The 14,937-nt window shown below is 66.5% G+C and carries 14 protein-coding genes; 5 read left to right on the top strand and 9 right to left on the bottom strand.

Annotation, left to right across the window (positions count from 1 at the left end; translation table 11 throughout):
* Positions 1–5: 5 nt before the first annotated feature.
* The 4 genes from KB874_RS23185 to KB874_RS15730 form a co-directional block, all read right to left on the bottom strand.
* Positions 6–233, bottom strand: coding sequence for a hypothetical protein (locus KB874_RS23185; protein ID WP_212537511.1), 228 nt, complete (start codon positions 231–233; stop codon positions 6–8).
* Positions 224–1,024 (bottom strand): ABC transporter permease, encoded by an 801-nt coding sequence (locus KB874_RS23180; RefSeq protein ID WP_212537510.1) that lies wholly within the window; start codon positions 1,022–1,024, stop codon positions 224–226. The genes KB874_RS23185 and KB874_RS23180 overlap by 10 nt, the downstream gene beginning before the upstream one ends.
* Positions 1,025–1,143: 119 nt before the next feature.
* Positions 1,144–1,713: a substrate-binding domain-containing protein gene (locus tag KB874_RS15735; protein ID WP_212537647.1), complete on the bottom strand. Its 570-nt coding sequence runs from the start codon at positions 1,711–1,713 to the stop codon at positions 1,144–1,146.
* On the bottom strand, positions 1,714–1,896 hold the full coding sequence (locus KB874_RS15730; protein WP_212537509.1) for a type 1 periplasmic-binding domain-containing protein: 183 nt from the start codon (positions 1,894–1,896) through the stop codon (positions 1,714–1,716).
* Positions 1,897–2,379: 483 nt separating this feature from the next.
* Here KB874_RS15730 and KB874_RS15725 point away from each other — a divergent pair, with 483 nt between their 5' ends.
* On the top strand, positions 2,380–3,312 hold the full coding sequence (locus KB874_RS15725; RefSeq protein ID WP_212537508.1) for a substrate-binding domain-containing protein: 933 nt from the start codon (positions 2,380–2,382) through the stop codon (positions 3,310–3,312).
* Between the two features lie 314 nt (positions 3,313–3,626).
* Here KB874_RS15725 and trpS read toward each other — a convergent pair whose 3' ends face one another.
* Complete coding sequence (gene trpS / locus KB874_RS15720; protein WP_212537507.1) at positions 3,627–4,634, bottom strand: tryptophan--tRNA ligase; 1,008 nt, start codon at positions 4,632–4,634, stop codon at positions 3,627–3,629.
* A gap of 76 nt (positions 4,635–4,710) precedes the next feature.
* On the opposite strand from trpS, the gene KB874_RS15715 reads away from it, so the two are divergent.
* A complete protein-coding gene (locus KB874_RS15715; RefSeq protein ID WP_212537506.1) occupies positions 4,711–5,394 on the top strand; it encodes a rhomboid family intramembrane serine protease in 684 nt (227 codons plus the stop codon).
* 2 nt (positions 5,395–5,396) lie between these two features.
* Here KB874_RS15715 and KB874_RS15710 read toward each other — a convergent pair whose 3' ends face one another.
* Positions 5,397–6,878 (bottom strand): phospholipase D-like domain-containing protein, encoded by a 1,482-nt coding sequence (locus tag KB874_RS15710; protein WP_212537505.1) that lies wholly within the window; start codon positions 6,876–6,878, stop codon positions 5,397–5,399.
* Entirely contained in the window at positions 6,875–8,425 is a 1,551-nt protein-coding gene (gene murJ, locus KB874_RS15705; protein WP_212537504.1) for a murein biosynthesis integral membrane protein MurJ, read from the bottom strand. The genes KB874_RS15710 and murJ overlap by 4 nt, the downstream gene beginning before the upstream one ends.
* Before the next feature lie 205 nt (positions 8,426–8,630).
* On the opposite strand from murJ, the gene KB874_RS15700 reads away from it, so the two are divergent.
* Positions 8,631–9,653: a Hint domain-containing protein gene (locus KB874_RS15700; RefSeq protein ID WP_212537503.1), complete on the top strand. Its 1,023-nt coding sequence runs from the start codon at positions 8,631–8,633 to the stop codon at positions 9,651–9,653.
* On the opposite strand, the gene KB874_RS15695 is transcribed toward KB874_RS15700, so the two are convergent.
* Both KB874_RS15695 and KB874_RS15690 read right to left on the bottom strand, forming a co-directional pair.
* Positions 9,650–12,451, bottom strand: a complete 2,802-nt coding sequence (locus KB874_RS15695) for a [protein-PII] uridylyltransferase (RefSeq protein WP_212537502.1) — start codon at positions 12,449–12,451, stop codon at positions 9,650–9,652. The two genes, KB874_RS15700 and KB874_RS15695, sit on opposite strands and share 4 nt — an antisense overlap.
* On the bottom strand, positions 12,411–13,595 hold the full coding sequence (locus KB874_RS15690) for a penicillin-binding protein activator (protein ID WP_212537501.1): 1,185 nt from the start codon (positions 13,593–13,595) through the stop codon (positions 12,411–12,413). The genes KB874_RS15695 and KB874_RS15690 overlap by 41 nt, the downstream gene beginning before the upstream one ends.
* Positions 13,596–13,724: 129 nt before the next feature.
* On the opposite strand from KB874_RS15690, the gene rsmI reads away from it, so the two are divergent.
* Together rsmI and KB874_RS15680 are read left to right on the top strand one after the other, a co-directional pair.
* A complete protein-coding gene (gene rsmI, locus KB874_RS15685) occupies positions 13,725–14,552 on the top strand; it encodes a 16S rRNA (cytidine(1402)-2'-O)-methyltransferase (RefSeq protein WP_346346562.1) in 828 nt (275 codons plus the stop codon).
* Positions 14,549–14,923, top strand: coding sequence for a YraN family protein (locus KB874_RS15680; protein ID WP_212537499.1), 375 nt, complete (start codon positions 14,549–14,551; stop codon positions 14,921–14,923). Before rsmI ends, KB874_RS15680 begins: the two co-directional genes overlap by 4 nt.
* Positions 14,924–14,937 lie beyond the last annotated feature (14 nt).

Raw genomic sequence — 14,937 nt, 5'->3', positions numbered from 1 at the left:
CGCCCTCAGCTCTTCTTCTTGGTGGAGTAGGAGAGCGCCATCTGCCGGAACGTGTCGTTCGTCAGCACGGCGATCAGGAGAAGGGCGCCGATGAAGACCGAGCCCAGATTCGCGTCGAACCCGGTAAAGTAGATGCCCTGGTTGACGATGGAAAAGGTAATGGTGCCGAGGATCACGCCGATGATCGATCTGAACCCGCCGGTCAGCAGCACGCCGCCGATCACTACGCACATGATCGAGTTGAAGATGAAGGACTGGCCACCCGCGATTCGAAGGCCGCGCAAAACCCCGAGGCCATGAACAGGCCGATGGTCAGCCGCTCGGTCGGAATACCGGCATTGCGGGCGCTGATCTTGTCACCGTCAAGGGCGTAGATCCAGTTGCCCCATGGCGAGACATGCAGGACATAGGCAAAGACGGCAGCGAACAGTGCCCACCAGAAGATCGTGACCTGGAACATCCCGCCGACGAACTGGCCGAGCATCGCCTTCGACGCGGCGCTCGGCGTGATCGAGGTGCTGGTCGAGCCGGTCAGGAGCACGGCGATACCGAGCGTCAGGCCCATCACCGCGAACATGATGCCGATGGTCACGATCAGCGAGGGGATCTCGGTCCGCACCACGAAGACCCCGTTCACGTAGCCCACGAGAAGACCGACGGCGAGGGCGGCTGCGATGCCCACAAGATCCGGCGCGCCATAGTGTCCCGAGACGATGACAACCGTCAGCGATGCCGCCGGGATGACCGCCCCGATCGACAGGTCGAGATGACCCGCGATCATCAGCAGGCCGATGGGCAAAGCGACAATGCCGATTTCGGCGGCCACGTTCAGCCAGCTCGCGAAGCCCGGGGCAGAGGCAAAGATCCTGCCTGCGAAAGTCAGAAAGAAGACGTAGACCGCCAACATGCCGAGCAGCGAACCGGTCTCCGGTGGCCGGGCGAGCCGCCTGAAGGCGGTCAGGAAGCCAGTGCCGGTATGCGGCGATGCGCCGGTGCCGAGGTCTGTTCGAGGTGTCGAGGCCATGGTGTCTCCTCCCTGGAGTGTGACTTGGCAAGGGCCGCCACGCGGCACATCTTCCCTGTCGACCGCCCGGCAGTCATGGCCGGGCGGCCTTGCGCGTTTGCGACAGGTTCAGCTTATGCTCAGCGTGTGCCCTGGGCGACGCCCGAGATCACCTGATCGACATTGGATGCGTCGACGAAGCCGAGGCCGGTCAGGATTTCGCGCGTCGGCACGGTCAGCCCGTAGTTGACGTTGGCGTTCAGGATCGAGACGGCGAGGAAGCCCTGCATGTAGCCCTGCTGGTCGATGGCGCAGGCCTGCGTGCCGCTCTTGATGTTTTCGAGGATGGTCTCGTTGAAGTTGATGCCGCAAACCGCGACCTGACCCATCTTGCCGGATTGCTGGATGCCGGAAATCGCGGCGTTTGCGTCGACATCGCTGACGGTGAAGACCCCGTTGATCCCGGGATTCTGAAGCAGGTGCGCGCGGACCGCCTGGGCCACCGCCGTCTGCGAACCGAATGACGATGCCGGCAGTGGCAGGACTTCAGCCGCGCCGCCCGCCTCGGTCATTCCGGCGACGAAACCTGCACAGAACGCCTCGATGTTTGCGGAGCCGGGAAGGGTGTTGACGCAGATACCGCTGTTCTGACCCTTATCGGCAAGGTACTTGCCCGCCGCCTTGCCGGCTTCGTTGTCGTCCGAGCCGATTTAGTTCATGGCGCCCAGCCGGTCTGCCGCGTCGATGCCGCCGGCGTTGTAGATGATCAGCGGGATATTCGCGGCGACGACGGCCTCGAAGGCCGGGTCCATCGCCTCTGGAACCCAGTCCGGACCGACAATGGCGTCGGCACCTTGATCGATGGCCTGACGGATCAGTTCGGCGGCGTCCACGACCAGATTATCTTAGTTCTGCGGGCCGAGCCAGGTGACAGAGCCGCCCTGCGCCTGTGCCACGATACCGGCATCCTCGGCGCCACGCTTGACGATCGACCAGAACGGCTCGTCGGGTTTGCCGCCCACCACGAAGATATTCGCGCCTCTGCGGCAACGGCGCCAGCAGAAAACGAGAGACCGAAGGCCGCGACGCCTGTCTTCAGCCAGTTCTTGAGTTTCATGGTCTTTCCTCCCATGCCCGCCCCCCCCCTGGTCGAGCCTCTTGATGAAGAAGCGTCTACCGGAAGCTTGACGTTCATGAAGCTTGGAGAGACACTATATATTTGATTTATATAATAAAATGTCATTCATAATGGCATGATCTTGGGAGGATAGGCGATGCGGCGACCCACCATAGCGGATCTGGCAGAGGAAGCCGGAGTGTAGGTATCCACGGTCAACCGGATCCTGAGCGGCAATGCGCCCGTACGCGGCACGACGATGCAACGCGTTCAGAGCGCGGCCGAGAAGATCGGCTTCTACGGTGTGGGCGCGATCGAGGACCGCCTGCGCAAGGCGGCGCCGAATTACAGACTAGGATTTCTGCTCCAGAAATCGGGCCGCGAGCTCTATCAGCTGTTCAACAAGCATATCGTGGCAGCCTGCCGCGCGCGTCGCGACGAAGTTGTCGACCCGCTGACGGATTTCGTCGATTTGCTGACGCCCGAGAACATCGCGGACCGGTTGCTTGCCCTGGGCCGGGAATGCGATGCCGTGGCGATCATCGCCGCCGACCATCCGCTTATCGGTCAGGCGATCCGGACCCTGCGGGAAGAAGGCACGCCGGTAGTTTGCTACATCACCGATCAATCCGCGCCCGAACGGGCCGCCCATGTCGGTGCCGACAACTGGAAACTGGGGCGCACTGCCGCATGGCTGATCTCGGAAATGACCCACAAGCGGGGCCGTGTGGCGGTGTTTCTTGGGAACCACCGCTATCAATGCCAGGACGTCGCGGATGCGAGCCTGAGGTCATATATCCGCGAAAACGCGCCGCATCTGAGCGTCGAGGACAGCCGCCCGACGAATGAAGAGGCCGACGAAGCCTTTCGCATGGTCACGAAGCTTCTGGAAACAACGGACGATCTTGTCGGCATCCTGATGGTCGGCGGCGGGATCTCGGGCGTTCTGCGGGCGCTCAGGCAGGCGCCTTTGGAACGGCGGCAAGGCATTAGCTTCGTTTGCCGGGACATCTGCCCGGAAACCCGCAAAGGCTTGTCCGAGGGGCTGATCACCGCAGCCCTGTGCCACCCGCTCGAGGCAGCGTCGCAAATGCTGGTACAAACGATGATCGAGGTTCTCAATCAGGACGTGCCCACGGCGACACTGCAGCGCACGCTCCCGTTCGACATCGTGACACCCGTCAACATCTGAATGGAGAGGCGTTCGGCGCGGCATTCACTTCGCGCACACAGGCCATCTGTTCGAACCGGACGCGCGGCGGGAAGTCCGGCGCATCACAGTCTTCCCGGGCTTGCGCCTTCGGCTACGCGCGGTCTTCGGCCGCGCAGGCCCTTGGTGGCATCAAAGGGCGGTTAACCCCGGAGATGACCCCTCTGCTACCGCGAAGACCAGAATCGGCGATGCGGTCAGAATGGGCTCGAGGCAGACACTGACGCATCGAGCCCAAGGATCCGTACCCGCGCCGCGAAATGTGTGGGCTGAATTCGGCCCCTGCCGCTACGCGATCACCGAACCATCCCGACGATGTCGTAGGTGCGCTGCAGGATCGGCGCGGCGATTTCCCGTGCCTGTTCCGCGCCGCGGCGCAGGATCGCGTCGATCTCGTCGGGATTCTGCATCAGGCGGGCCATCTCGGTCGAGATCGGCGCCATCTTGTCCACCGCCAGGTCCGACAGCATCGGCTTGAATTCCGAGAACGGCTTGCCACCCACCTCGCGCAGGACGTCGTCCACGCTCATGTCGGCCAGCGCCGCGTAGATGTTGACGAGGTTGCGCGCCTCGGGCCGCCCTTCCAGCCCCTTGGCCTCCGAGGGCAGGGCCTCGGGGTCGGTCTTGGCCTTGCGGATCTTCTGCGCGATCGCGTCGGCGTCGTCGGTCATGTTGATCCGGCTCATGTCCGAAGGATCGGATTTCGACATCTTCTTGGACCCGTCCCGCAGCGACATGACGCGCGTCGCCGCGCCTTCGATCACCGGCTCCGGCTCGGGGAAGAAATCGACCTTGTAGTCGTGGTTGAACTTGTTCGCGATGTCGCGGGTCAGCTCGACATGCTGCTTCTGGTCCTCGCCCACGGGAACGTGGGTCGCGTGATACACAAGGATGTCGGCGGCCATCAGCGCCGGGTAGGCCAAAAGGCCCAGCGAGGCGTTCTGCGTGTTCTTGCCCGCCTTGTCCTTCCACTGGGTCATCCGCTGCATCCAGCCCATGCGCGCGACGCAGTTGAAGATCCACGCAAGCTGCGCGTGCTCGGCCACCTGGGACTGGTTGAACAGGATGGATTTCGCCGGGTCGATGCCGGAGGCGATGAAACCCGCCGCCAGTTCCCGTGTCTGTCGGCGCAACGCGTCCGGGTCCTGCCAGACGGTGATCGCGTGCTGGTCGACCAGGCAATAGACGGTTTCCATCCGCCCCTGCTCGGCCACGAAGCGCTTCAGCGCGCCAAGGTAGTTGCCGAGGGTCAGACCGCCCGAGGGCTGGATGCCGGAGAAGATACGCGGCTTGAAGGCGGACATGGATGCACTCCGTCTGGAACTTGGGTCGCGGGTGGCTTACCCATGCCCTTGGGAAGCGTCAAGGAAGAGGCACGCCATGCAGCCGCACGAGGAAAGTCCGTTCAACCCGCTGCCGCCCGTGGTGGTGGCGCTGTGCCTGCTGGTCGGCGGTGTGGAACTGGCGATGACCATGGGCGCGCGCGGTCTGGTCGGCGGGCCCGGCGCCGTGGGCTGGCGGCTGGCCGCGCTGGAGCAATACGGGTTCTCGGCGCAGATCATGGACTGGATGCTGACCACGCGGCAATTCCCGGTCGAGCACATGATGCGTTTCGTCACCTACCCGTTCGTGCATGGCAATTTCACCCACGCGATGTTCGCGATGGTGATGCTGCTGGCGCTGGGCAAGATCGTGGGCGAGACGCTGGGCAGCCTGCCGATGCTGGCGATCTTCGTGCTGTCGGGGGTCTGCGGCGCGGCGGTCTATGGTCTTGCGGTGGATACGCCGGCGCTGCTGTTCGGCGCCTTTCCGTCGATCTACGGGCTGATCGGGGGCTTCACCTATATCCTGTGGCTGCGGCTGGGGCAGATGGGCGAGGCGCAGATCCGCGCCTTTTCGCTGATCGGCATCCTGCTTTTCCTGCAATTGATCTTCGGCCTGTTCTTTGGTGGCGGGCCGGACTGGATCGCCGATATCTCGGGCTTTGTCGCGGGCTTCCTGCTGGCGATGGTGCTGATTCCGGGCGGCTGGGCGCGGCTTCTGCAAAAGCTGCGCGGCGGCTGAGGTCAGAACATGTCGTCGGGCAGGGCGAAGAGCCGGCGCGAGAACCGTTCGGCGCGGTCCATCGGGTAGGGCAGGACCAGGCCCCTGCGCTCCTCCGGCGGGCGGGCGGCGTCGGCCTCGGCCCGTGTGCGCCAGGTTTCAGCCCGCCACGGGTCGCCGGCATCGTCGCCCAGCCATTTCGCGGCCAGCCGGTCCATCAGCCCTTCGGCAAAGACGGGATCGTGCAGCAGGATCGACGCCTCGCTGTCCCAGAGCATCGACCGCCCGTTCAGGTTGGCCGAGCCGATCATCGCATGGGTGCCGTCGACCAGCGCCAGCTTGGAATGCAGATAGATCGGCGCTGCCCCGGCGATGGTGGGCTGATCCGGCGCGGCGGCGCGGCGTTGTGCGGGCGTCAGAAGCGCCAGGCGCGGGCCATAGGCGTCGCGCAGCATGGCCAGCGCCGAAACCTGGAGCCCATGCGCATGGCGCGCGTCCCAGCTGTCGTCGCCGCCGAACAGTACCCGCTCGGGTGCGGCGGGCAGAAGGATCGTCAGGGTCAACCGCGCGTTTGATGCGGCGGCATCGGCCAGCGCCCGGGCCAGTGGCTTGTGGCGCAGGAATTGCGTTTCCAGGTAGAGGTCGCGCCGCGCCCCGGCGATCAACCGCAGCAGTGCCTCCTCGTGATCCTGCACCCGGCAGTTGGGCGCCAACCGGGCCAGCCCGCCGCAAGGCGCGGAGAAGGTGCGCAACAGGCGGCGGTGCGCCGGGCTTTGCGGGCGGCCTTTGAGAACCATGCGCTGCGCCGGTTCGGCGAGCGAGGTGCAGCCGCAGTCAAGCGCCGCGTTCCAGCAATCGGCGAAATGGGCGCGCAGCGCGCCGGCGAAATCGGCATCCTCCAGCGCCACCGAGATGTCGTGCCAGGTCTCTTCGGCCGGGCGGTCGTGCTGAGGCGTGTCGAAACGGCGTTCGTCCACGTCCAGCCCGCCGATCACCACGTGCCGCCCGTCGGCGATGGCGAATTTCTGGTGATGCGTGGCCGGGCGCAACACAGGGCCGTCGCGCAGCAGCGCGCGCTGCACGGGGGTCAGCCGGGCCGTGTCCTCGGCCCGCAGCCCGTCCATCGCCGCGCGCAGCCGCCCGCGCATCGCGATGTGCCACAGCCGCCCCGCGCGCTGCCCGTGCGGCGCGCAGAGGATCTGCGCATCGCCCCGAACCGCGGCTGCAAAGCCCGACGCCGCGCGCCACGCCTTGCGGTGCAGCCCACCGGTCAGCAGCGGGTCGAAATCGGCCAGCAGCAGGCGCAGCCGCACGCCCCGCGCGTTGGCATCCCCGATCAGGTCGGCCCATGTCTGCAACCCGGCCTCGCGCAGCTCCGGCGCCCGCAGGGGCGTCTCGGGATCGAGGATGCGGAAGGACAGGATCACCTCGTCCCGCGCGCGGGCGACAAGGCGTTCCAGCGCGGGAAAGCCCTCGGCCGCGGTTATGAGGGCTGTCACGCTCATGTCCGCGGGCGGCGGCGGAAGACGCCCCTCATCTCGGCCATCGAAAAGGCGCCCAGCACCTGCCCCGCCAGGGCATAGACGGCGATCCCCCAGACGATCAGGACCAGCAGCGCGGCAAAGCGGATGCCCGGCTGCGCCAGCAATCCGGCGAGTGGGGCCATCGCCAGCCACAGCGCCCCGCCCATCACCGCCGAGGCGGCGCAGATCCGCCACAGCCGGCGGCGAAAGCGGCCGTCGAACTGCGCCACGTCGCCCAGCCCGCGCGCCGCATGGGCCAGCATCCACACCATCAGCCAGCCCGCGGCGGTGGTGCCGATGGCGGGTGCGATCCAGCCCAGCACCGGGGCAAGCCCGATCGCCACGGCGGCGTTCACGATCATCGCCCAGACCGCAAAGCGGAACGGCGTCGTGGTGTCCTCGCGGGCGAAGAACAGCGGCTGCAATACCTTCTGCATCACGAAGGCGGGCAGGCCCAGCCCATAGATCGCCACGGCCAGCGCGATGGCGGCGCTGTCGTCGGCCCCAGTTGCGCCACGCTGGAACAGCACGCTGACGATGGGCAGCGGGATCACCATCAGCGCCACCGCCGAGGGGATGGTCAGGGCGAGGCTCAGCTCTCCGGCGCGGGAAAAGGCGTCGCGCCCGCCATCGTCATCACCCGCCTTGAGGCGGCGCGACAGGTCGGGCAGCAGCACGATCCCCACCGCGATGCCGACCACGCCCAGCGGCAGCTGATACAGCCGGTCTGCGGCGTAGAGCCAGCCCACCGCCTTGTCGAAATGGCTGGCGACCTGCTGGCCGACCAGCAGGTTGATCTGCATGACCCCGCCCGCCAGCGCCGCCGGAACCGCCACGATGATCAGCCGCCGCATGTCGGAGGTCCAGCGCGGCCGGCCGGGGCGCAGGCGGATGCCGGCGCGGTCCGCCGCGACCCAGACCAGCGCCAGTTGCGCCACGCCCGCGACCGGAATAGCCCAGATCAGCCACTCGATCACGGCGCCGCCCGTGACGTAACCGATGGCCATGGACAGGCAGACGATGATGTTGAGAAACACCGGCGCCGCCGCCGCCGCCGCAAAACGCCCCGTGGCGTTCAGCGCGCCGGAAAACAGCGCCGCCAGCGAGATCAGCAGGATGTAGGGGAAGGCGATGCGCCCATAGGCCACCGTCAGGTCGAACCGCTCGTCGCCGTAGAACCCGCCCGCCGTCGTCCAGACCAGCGCCGGCATGAAGACCAGCGCGAGCCCGGTCAGGATCATCAGCACCAGCGCCAGCCCGTTCAGAGCGTCGCGGGCAAAGAGCAGCGGATCCTCCTCGCCCTCGTATTTCTTGGCGAACATCGGCACGAAGGCCGCGTTGAACGCGCCCTCGGCAAAGAAACGGCGGAACATGTTGGGCAGGCGGAAGGCGGCGACGAAGGCGTCCATCACCGGGCCGGGGCCGATCAGGGCCAGGATCATGATCTCGCGCGCAATACCCAGGACGCGGCTGGCGAGTGTCCAGAAGCCGACGGTCAGGACGCTGGAAATCAAGCGGATCGGTTTCATCTGTGCCCTGTTCCCGTTCAGCCGGTGGCATAGCCGATCGAGCCCCGCGCCGGAAGGGGATAGCGGCGATTTGCGGCGATCGGGGGCGGCGTTCATGCCTCCTTAAGGCTGAAGTGGCAGCCTTGCGCGATCGGATTCCCGGTTGGCCCGTCGATCCCGGGCGCAGGGGGACGGACATCGCGCACCCTGCGACCCCGGAAGCACAATGGCTGTCTACATTTCGGAACTGAAATTCGAGAATTCCGACGACTTCGTCGAGATCGTTGCGACCGACAACGAGGATCTGACGGGCTGGACGCTGGCCGTCTACAACGAAAAGGGAACTCTGTTCAGCACGCATTCCGTGGGCGGCGTGGATTCCACCCGCGCCGGCAACGAAGGCTACCTCGTTACGCGGGCGGACGGGCTGGTGGATGTCGGGCAAAGCTGGGGTGTCGCGCTGATCGACGCCAACGGCAATACGGTGCAGTTCATCAGCCACAAGAACCCCATCACCGCGCAGAACGGACCGGCGGCGGGCCAGACCAGCGATATCAACTTCTACAATGTGACATCAGGCGGCCAGTCGATGGAAACCACCGACGGCGGCGCCAGCTATGCGGTGCAGACCTCGCCCAATCCCGGAACGATCCCCTGTTTCGCCGCTGGAACGCTTATCGACACGCCGCGTGGGCCGTGCCCGGTCGAATGCCTCAAGGTTGGACAAAGGGTCTGGACCGCGGACATGGGCGACCAACCTATCCTGTGGCTCTCGCGGACGCAGGTGCGTTTCGCGCCGTCCGACGGGTTGAACCGGCCGGTGCTGATTTCCGCCACATCTCTGGGTCCGGGCATTCCGGCACGTGACCTGGTCGTTTCTGCGCAGCACCGCATGCTGGTGGGAGAGGCGGGGCAGGCGCTGGCCGCCTTCCTGGAGCCGCGGCTGGTGCCGGTGATCGCGCTGACCGGGTTGCCCGGCATCCGCGTGATGCGCGGGCGCAAGGCGATCCTCTGGGTGCATTTCGCCTTGCCGCGGCACGCAATCGTGCGGGCCGACGGCTGCCTGACAGAGTCGCTGCTGCTGGGGCCGGTCGTGCGCCGGGGGATGGCCCCCGCCGAGCGGAGCCGCCTTGACGCCATGTTCGGCTCTGCGCTGCGCAGCCGCTATCGCAACGGCCCGCCGGCCCGCCCCATCATGTACCCCGATGCGGCGATTGCGCGGATAAGGCAGGTGCACCGCCAGTACTAGGAACGGGCGCGTTCCGATCCTTCCGAGATGGCGTCGCGCAGGCGTTTCTCGATCAGATCCCGCTTGACCTTGGAATGCAGTTTCAGCCCGAACATGTCCTTGACATAGAAGGTATCGACCACCTGCTCGCCATAGGTCGCGATCACCGCGCTGGCGATGTAGATGTTCTGCGCGGCCAGGGTGCGGGTCAGGTCGAACAGCAGGCCTGGACGGTCGCGGGTATCGACCTCGATGATGGTGAAGATCTCGGATCCCTCGTTGTCGAAGGTGATCGAGGTCGGCACCCGGAAGGCCTGTTCGCGCTTCTTCAGCTTGTCCTTGGGCTTGATCGCCTCGCGGGTCATGACCTCGCCGCGCAGGGTCTTGCGGATCATGTCGCGCAGGCGCGGGATACGGGTGTCCTCGTAGGGCGAACCCTCCGCGTCCTGGATCCAGAAGGCGGCGGTGGCATAACCGTCCTTGGTGGTGAAGGTGCGGGCGTCGCGCACCTGCGCCCCGGACAGGGCCAGCGCCCCGGCCAGCCGCGAGAAGATGCCGGGGTGATCCTGCAGCGCGAAACAGACCCGCGTCGCGTCGCGATCCTCATCCGGGTGGATGTCGATCTTGATCTCGTCGTTCTTGATGTCGCGCAGCAGCTTGGCAAAGACCAGATGCGCGGTGACGTGCAGACCTTGCCAGTAGGGGTCGTAATGGCGCCCGGTTTCTGTGCGCAGGTCTCCGGCAGGCCAGTCGACCAGCGCCTCGCGCAGGGCCTTGCGGGCCTCGGCGCCGCGGTTCTCGCGGTTGAGCGCCTCCATCCCGCCTTCGAGCGCGCGGCGCGTCTGGCGGTAAAGCGCGCGCAACAGCGCGGCTTTCCAGTTGTTCCAGGTAGTAGGCCCGACGCCGCGGATGTCGCAGACCGTCAGCACGCAGAGCAGGTCCAGCCGTTCCTTGGTCTGCACCGCCTTGGCGAAATCGCGCACCGTGCGCGGATCGGCGATGTCGCGTTTCTGCGCCATGTCCGACATCAGCAAGTGATAGCGCACCAGCCATTCCACCGTGGTGCATTCCGCCTTGGTCAGGCCCAGCCGGGGCGCGACCTTGCGCGCGATCTGCGAACCGACGACGGAATGATCCTCTTCGCGGCCCTTGCCGATGTCGTGCAGCAGCAGCGCGACATACAGGACACGGCGGTTCACCCCTTCCTTCAGGATGGTCGAGGCGACGGGCAGAGCCTCGCGCAGGTTGCCATGCTCGATCTCGGACAGGTTCCAGATGCACTGGATGATGTGTTCGTCCACCGTGTAGCTGTGATACATGTTGAACTGCATCATCGCCACGATCGGCGCGAATTCCGGGATGAAGGCGGCCAGCACGCCGAGCTCGTTCATCCGGCGCAGGGCGCGGTCGGGGTTGCCGTGCTTCAGCATCAGGTCGAGGAAGATGCGCTGCGCCTCGCGGTCGTTGCGCACGGTTTCGTCGATCAAGTGCAGGTTCGCCTTGACCAGCCGCATCGCGTCCGGGTGGATCAGCAGCCCGGTGCGCAGCGCCTCTTCATAGAGCCGCAGCAGGTTCAGCCGGTCGGCCAGGAAGATTTCGTCGTCGACGATGGCGAGGCGGTTGTGCACCACCTTGTAGCCGTCCTTGACCTTGGGCTGGCGCTGGAAGATGCGCAGCAGCAACGGCGCGTCCTTGGTGTTCTCGGCCTCGAGCGCGGTCAGGAAGATGCGGGTCAGGTCGCCCACCGCCGTTGCGTGGCGGAAATAGTCCTGCATGAAGAATTCGACCGCGCGTCGCCGGCCCTTGTCGGCATACCCCATGCGCTCGGCCACCTCGACCTGCATGTCGAAGGTCAGCACCTCGAGCGCGCGGCCCGCCGCCAGGTGCATGTGGCAGCGCACCGCCCAGAGAAAGCGTTCGGCCTCGACGAAGGTGTCGTATTCGTCGGGGCGCACCACCCCCTTGCGCACAAGCTCGGCCACGTCGTCCGTGCCGTGCACGTATTTCGCGATCCAGAACAGCGATTGGAGGTCGCGCAACCCGCCCTTGCCCTCCTTGACGTTGGGTTCGACCATGTAGCGCTGGCCCTGCTTTTCGTGGCGCAGGTCGCGCTCTTCCAGCTTGGCTGCGACGAATTCGCGTTCCGAGCCCTTGAACAGGTCGGCCCAGAGACGGGCGTTCAGATCCTGTGCCAGCGGCGCATGGCCGATGATGAAGCGGTGTTCCAGCATGGCGGTGCGGATGGTGAAATCCTCGGCGCCCAGCCGCAGGCAGTCCTTCACCGTGCGCGAACTGTGGCCGACCTTCAGCTTGAGGTCCCACAGGATGTAGAGCATGGATTCGATCACGCTCTCGGCCCAGGGGGTGATCTTGTAGGGGGTCAGGAACAGCAGGTCGACATCCGAGAAGGGCGCCATCTCGCCCCGGCCATAGCCGCCCACGGCCAGCACCGCCAGCTTTTCGCCCTCGGTCGGGTTGTTCAGCCGGTGCAGCCGTTGTGTCGCGATCTCGAACACCAGCCGCAGGATGCAGTCCATGAGATAGCTGTAGGCCCGCGTCGTGCGGCGCGCGCCGAAGGGGATCTGCGCAAAGGCGCGCGCGATGACCTCGCGCCCCTCGATTCGGGCCTCACCCAGCATCTGCACCGAGATCCGGCGGATCTCGGCCTCGTCCGCGTCGGCGGAAAAGGCCGTGAACAGCGCGGTGCGCAGCGCGGTCTCGTCGATGATGTCGGTGGCCGGTGCGATCAGGTCGTCCGGCAGGCGCTGCTTCTTCAGGTCAGAAGCCGGCGCCGCCGAGGTTCGTTGGGGCAGGGTCAATGATCACCACCTGTTGATTGCGCACCGACGCCACGGCAAGGGCGCGGCTGGTTGTTCCGTCCGCATTCAGCCGGAACAGGCCCGTAGCGCCGCGGAAACTTCCGGCCCGGGTCAGCGCCCCGCCGGTCAACGCATCGCTCCGGCCCTGTCGCAGCAGCTGCGTGATCGCCGTCATGCCGTCATAGCCGAGCGAGGCCAGCGGATGCGGCGTCTCGCCATATGCCGCGCGATAGCGCTGGTCGAAACTGCCCTGGCTGTTGCTGTCGGGCACCGCGAACCACGAGCCTTCGGCGCCGGGCAGCGAGAACAGGGCGGGCTTCACGTCCCAGCGGCTGAGGCCGACATATTGCACCGCGCCCGGCGCCAGGCCGTTCTCCGGCAGCAGTTGCAGCAGCATCGGCGTCGCGGCGTTCTGCGCCTCGGGGGTGATGATGACGGTGTCGACGATCCCGCGCGAGGCGGCGGTGCGTTGGGCTGCGGCGTTCACGCCTTCGATGGACAGGTCATAGGCCTCGGACTGGATCACGCGGATACCGCTGCGCGCGGCCGCCTGTTCGATAGCGGTGCGACCGAACTGGCCGGGCACGTCGTTGGAATAGACGATGGCCACGTTCTGCTTGCCCTGGCGCCGGGCATAGCTCATCAGCCGGCCGGCGATGTCCTCGAAGGTCAGGCCCAGGACAAACACGTTGCCGCCCGCGATCGAGGGATTGTTGGAAAAGCCCAGCACGTTCACACCCTCGTCGCGCACCGCGACGCCCGCGGCGTTCACCGCGTCGGCGCGCAGCGGTCCAAGGATGATCTGCGCGCCCTCGTCAACCGCGCGCTGCGCCTGCGATTGCGCCAACCCGGCCTGGCCGCCTGTGTCGTAGACCGCCAGCTCGATCCGTGCGCCCTGCGCCTCGGCAATGGCGAGGCGGGTGGCATTCTCGATTGCCAGCGCGATCGATGCGGCGCTGGGATCGGACCGCGGCACCAGAAGTGCCACCTTGACCGTCTCGCCCGGATCGACCGTCGGTCCGCCGGACCCGGCCCCGCCTGGCAGCGACATCATCGACGGATCGCAGGCCGCGAGAAAGCCCGCGGCGGCAAGGGCGGCGACAGGGCGCAAGACCTTGCGCAGGGGGGACAAAACGGCAAACATGGCGGTCGGTTTCCTCGATCTGGAATGCGGGGAGGGCCCGCGCGGCGTCGGCTGCGACTATAAACAAGCAAGGTGAAGGGTCCAGTGACGATTGCAGGCAAAGGCGATTTGGCGCCCGGACTTCATCTTGTGGCGACGCCCATCGGGAATGCCCGCGACATCACGCTGCGGGCGCTCGACGTGCTGGCCTCTGCAGAGGTCCTGGCCGCAGAGGACACGCGCAGCCTGCGGCGGCTGATGGAACTGCACGGTGTCCCCGTGGGCGACAGGCCCGTGCTGGCCTATCATGAGCATAATGGCGCCCGGATGCGCCCCCGCCTGCTGGCCGAGATGGCGGCGGGCCGCAGCGTCGCCTATGCCTCTGAGGCGGGCACGCCGATGATCTCCGATCCCGGGTTCCACCTCGCACGTGCCGCGCAGGCCGAGGGGCATGCCGTCACGACTGCCCCCGGTGTTTCGGCGGTGGTGACGGCGCTGACCCTGTCGGGCCTGCCCACCGACCGCTTTCTGTTCTGCGGCTTCCTGCCCAACGCCTCGGGCGCGCGGCGCAAGGCGCTGGAGGGTGTGGCGGGCATTCGGGCGACGCTGGTCTTCTACGAATCGCCGCGCCGGCTGGTCGCGATGCTGGAGGACGCGGCCGAGCTTCTGGGTCCGCGCCCGGCGGCGGTCTGCCGCGAACTGACCAAGAAATTCGAAGACTGCCGCCGCGCCGACTTGCCCGCGCTGGCCGCGCACTACACCGAACACCCCCCGAAGGGCGAGATTGTGGTGCTGATCGACCGTGGGGATTTACCGGAAATTCAGGAAGTGGACATAGAACAGGAGGTGAACGAGGCACTGCGAACGATGTCGGTTCGCGATGCGGCGGATGCCGTGTCGGCACGCCTCGGAGTGAAACGGCGCGTGGTCTACCAGCTGGCCATGCGCCTTTCGGGCGCGGGAAAGGACCGGCCATGACGGCTGCGCGGCGCAGAGTTCAGGGGTCTGTCGGCCATCATTCCGGTGCCGCGGCAGAGGCGTGTATCGCGCTCGACTATGAACGCCGCGGCTTTCCCATCGTGCGGCGGCGCTGGCGCGGCAAGGCCGGCGAAATCGACCTGATCGCGCGCGACGGCGAAGGGCTGATCTTCATCGAGGTGAAGGCCGGGCGCAGCTTCGACTCGGCAGTGTCGCACCTGACGCCGCGCCAGATCGCCCGGCTGTGCAGTGCGGCAGAGGAATATCTCGGCACGCAGCCGCGCGGCGGGCTGACCGATGTGCGCTTTGACGTGGCGCTGGTGGATCGGCATGGCGGTATCCGGGTGATCGAAAACGCCATCGGCCACTGACCCGCCATTGCGCT

It is taken from the genome of Thetidibacter halocola (assembly GCF_018224955.1).
In the GTDB taxonomy this organism is placed as follows: Bacteria; Pseudomonadota; Alphaproteobacteria; order Rhodobacterales; family Rhodobacteraceae; genus Thetidibacter; species Thetidibacter halocola.
Note: the sequence above shows the minus strand (reverse complement) of the source record. Positions and strands in the feature narration are given on the sequence as shown.

Coding starts and splice junctions, on each gene's coding strand:
- KB874_RS23185 (WP_212537511.1), bottom strand. CDS start 233: ATGTGCGTAGTGATCGGCGGCGTGCTGCTGACCGGCGGGTTCAGATCG.
- KB874_RS23180 (WP_212537510.1), bottom strand. CDS start 1,024: ATGGCCTCGACACCTCGAACAGACCTCGGCACCGGCGCATCGCCGCAT.
- KB874_RS15725 (WP_212537508.1), top strand. CDS start 2,380: ATGCAACGCGTTCAGAGCGCGGCCGAGAAGATCGGCTTCTACGGTGTG.
- trpS (WP_212537507.1), bottom strand. CDS start 4,634: ATGTCCGCCTTCAAGCCGCGTATCTTCTCCGGCATCCAGCCCTCGGGC.
- KB874_RS15715 (WP_212537506.1), top strand. CDS start 4,711: ATGCAGCCGCACGAGGAAAGTCCGTTCAACCCGCTGCCGCCCGTGGTG.
- KB874_RS15710 (WP_212537505.1), bottom strand. CDS start 6,878: ATGAGCGTGACAGCCCTCATAACCGCGGCCGAGGGCTTTCCCGCGCTG.
- murJ (WP_212537504.1), bottom strand. CDS start 8,425: ATGAAACCGATCCGCTTGATTTCCAGCGTCCTGACCGTCGGCTTCTGG.
- KB874_RS15700 (WP_212537503.1), top strand. CDS start 8,631: ATGGCTGTCTACATTTCGGAACTGAAATTCGAGAATTCCGACGACTTC.
- KB874_RS15690 (WP_212537501.1), bottom strand. CDS start 13,595: ATGTTTGCCGTTTTGTCCCCCCTGCGCAAGGTCTTGCGCCCTGTCGCC.
- KB874_RS15680 (WP_212537499.1), top strand. CDS start 14,549: ATGACGGCTGCGCGGCGCAGAGTTCAGGGGTCTGTCGGCCATCATTCC.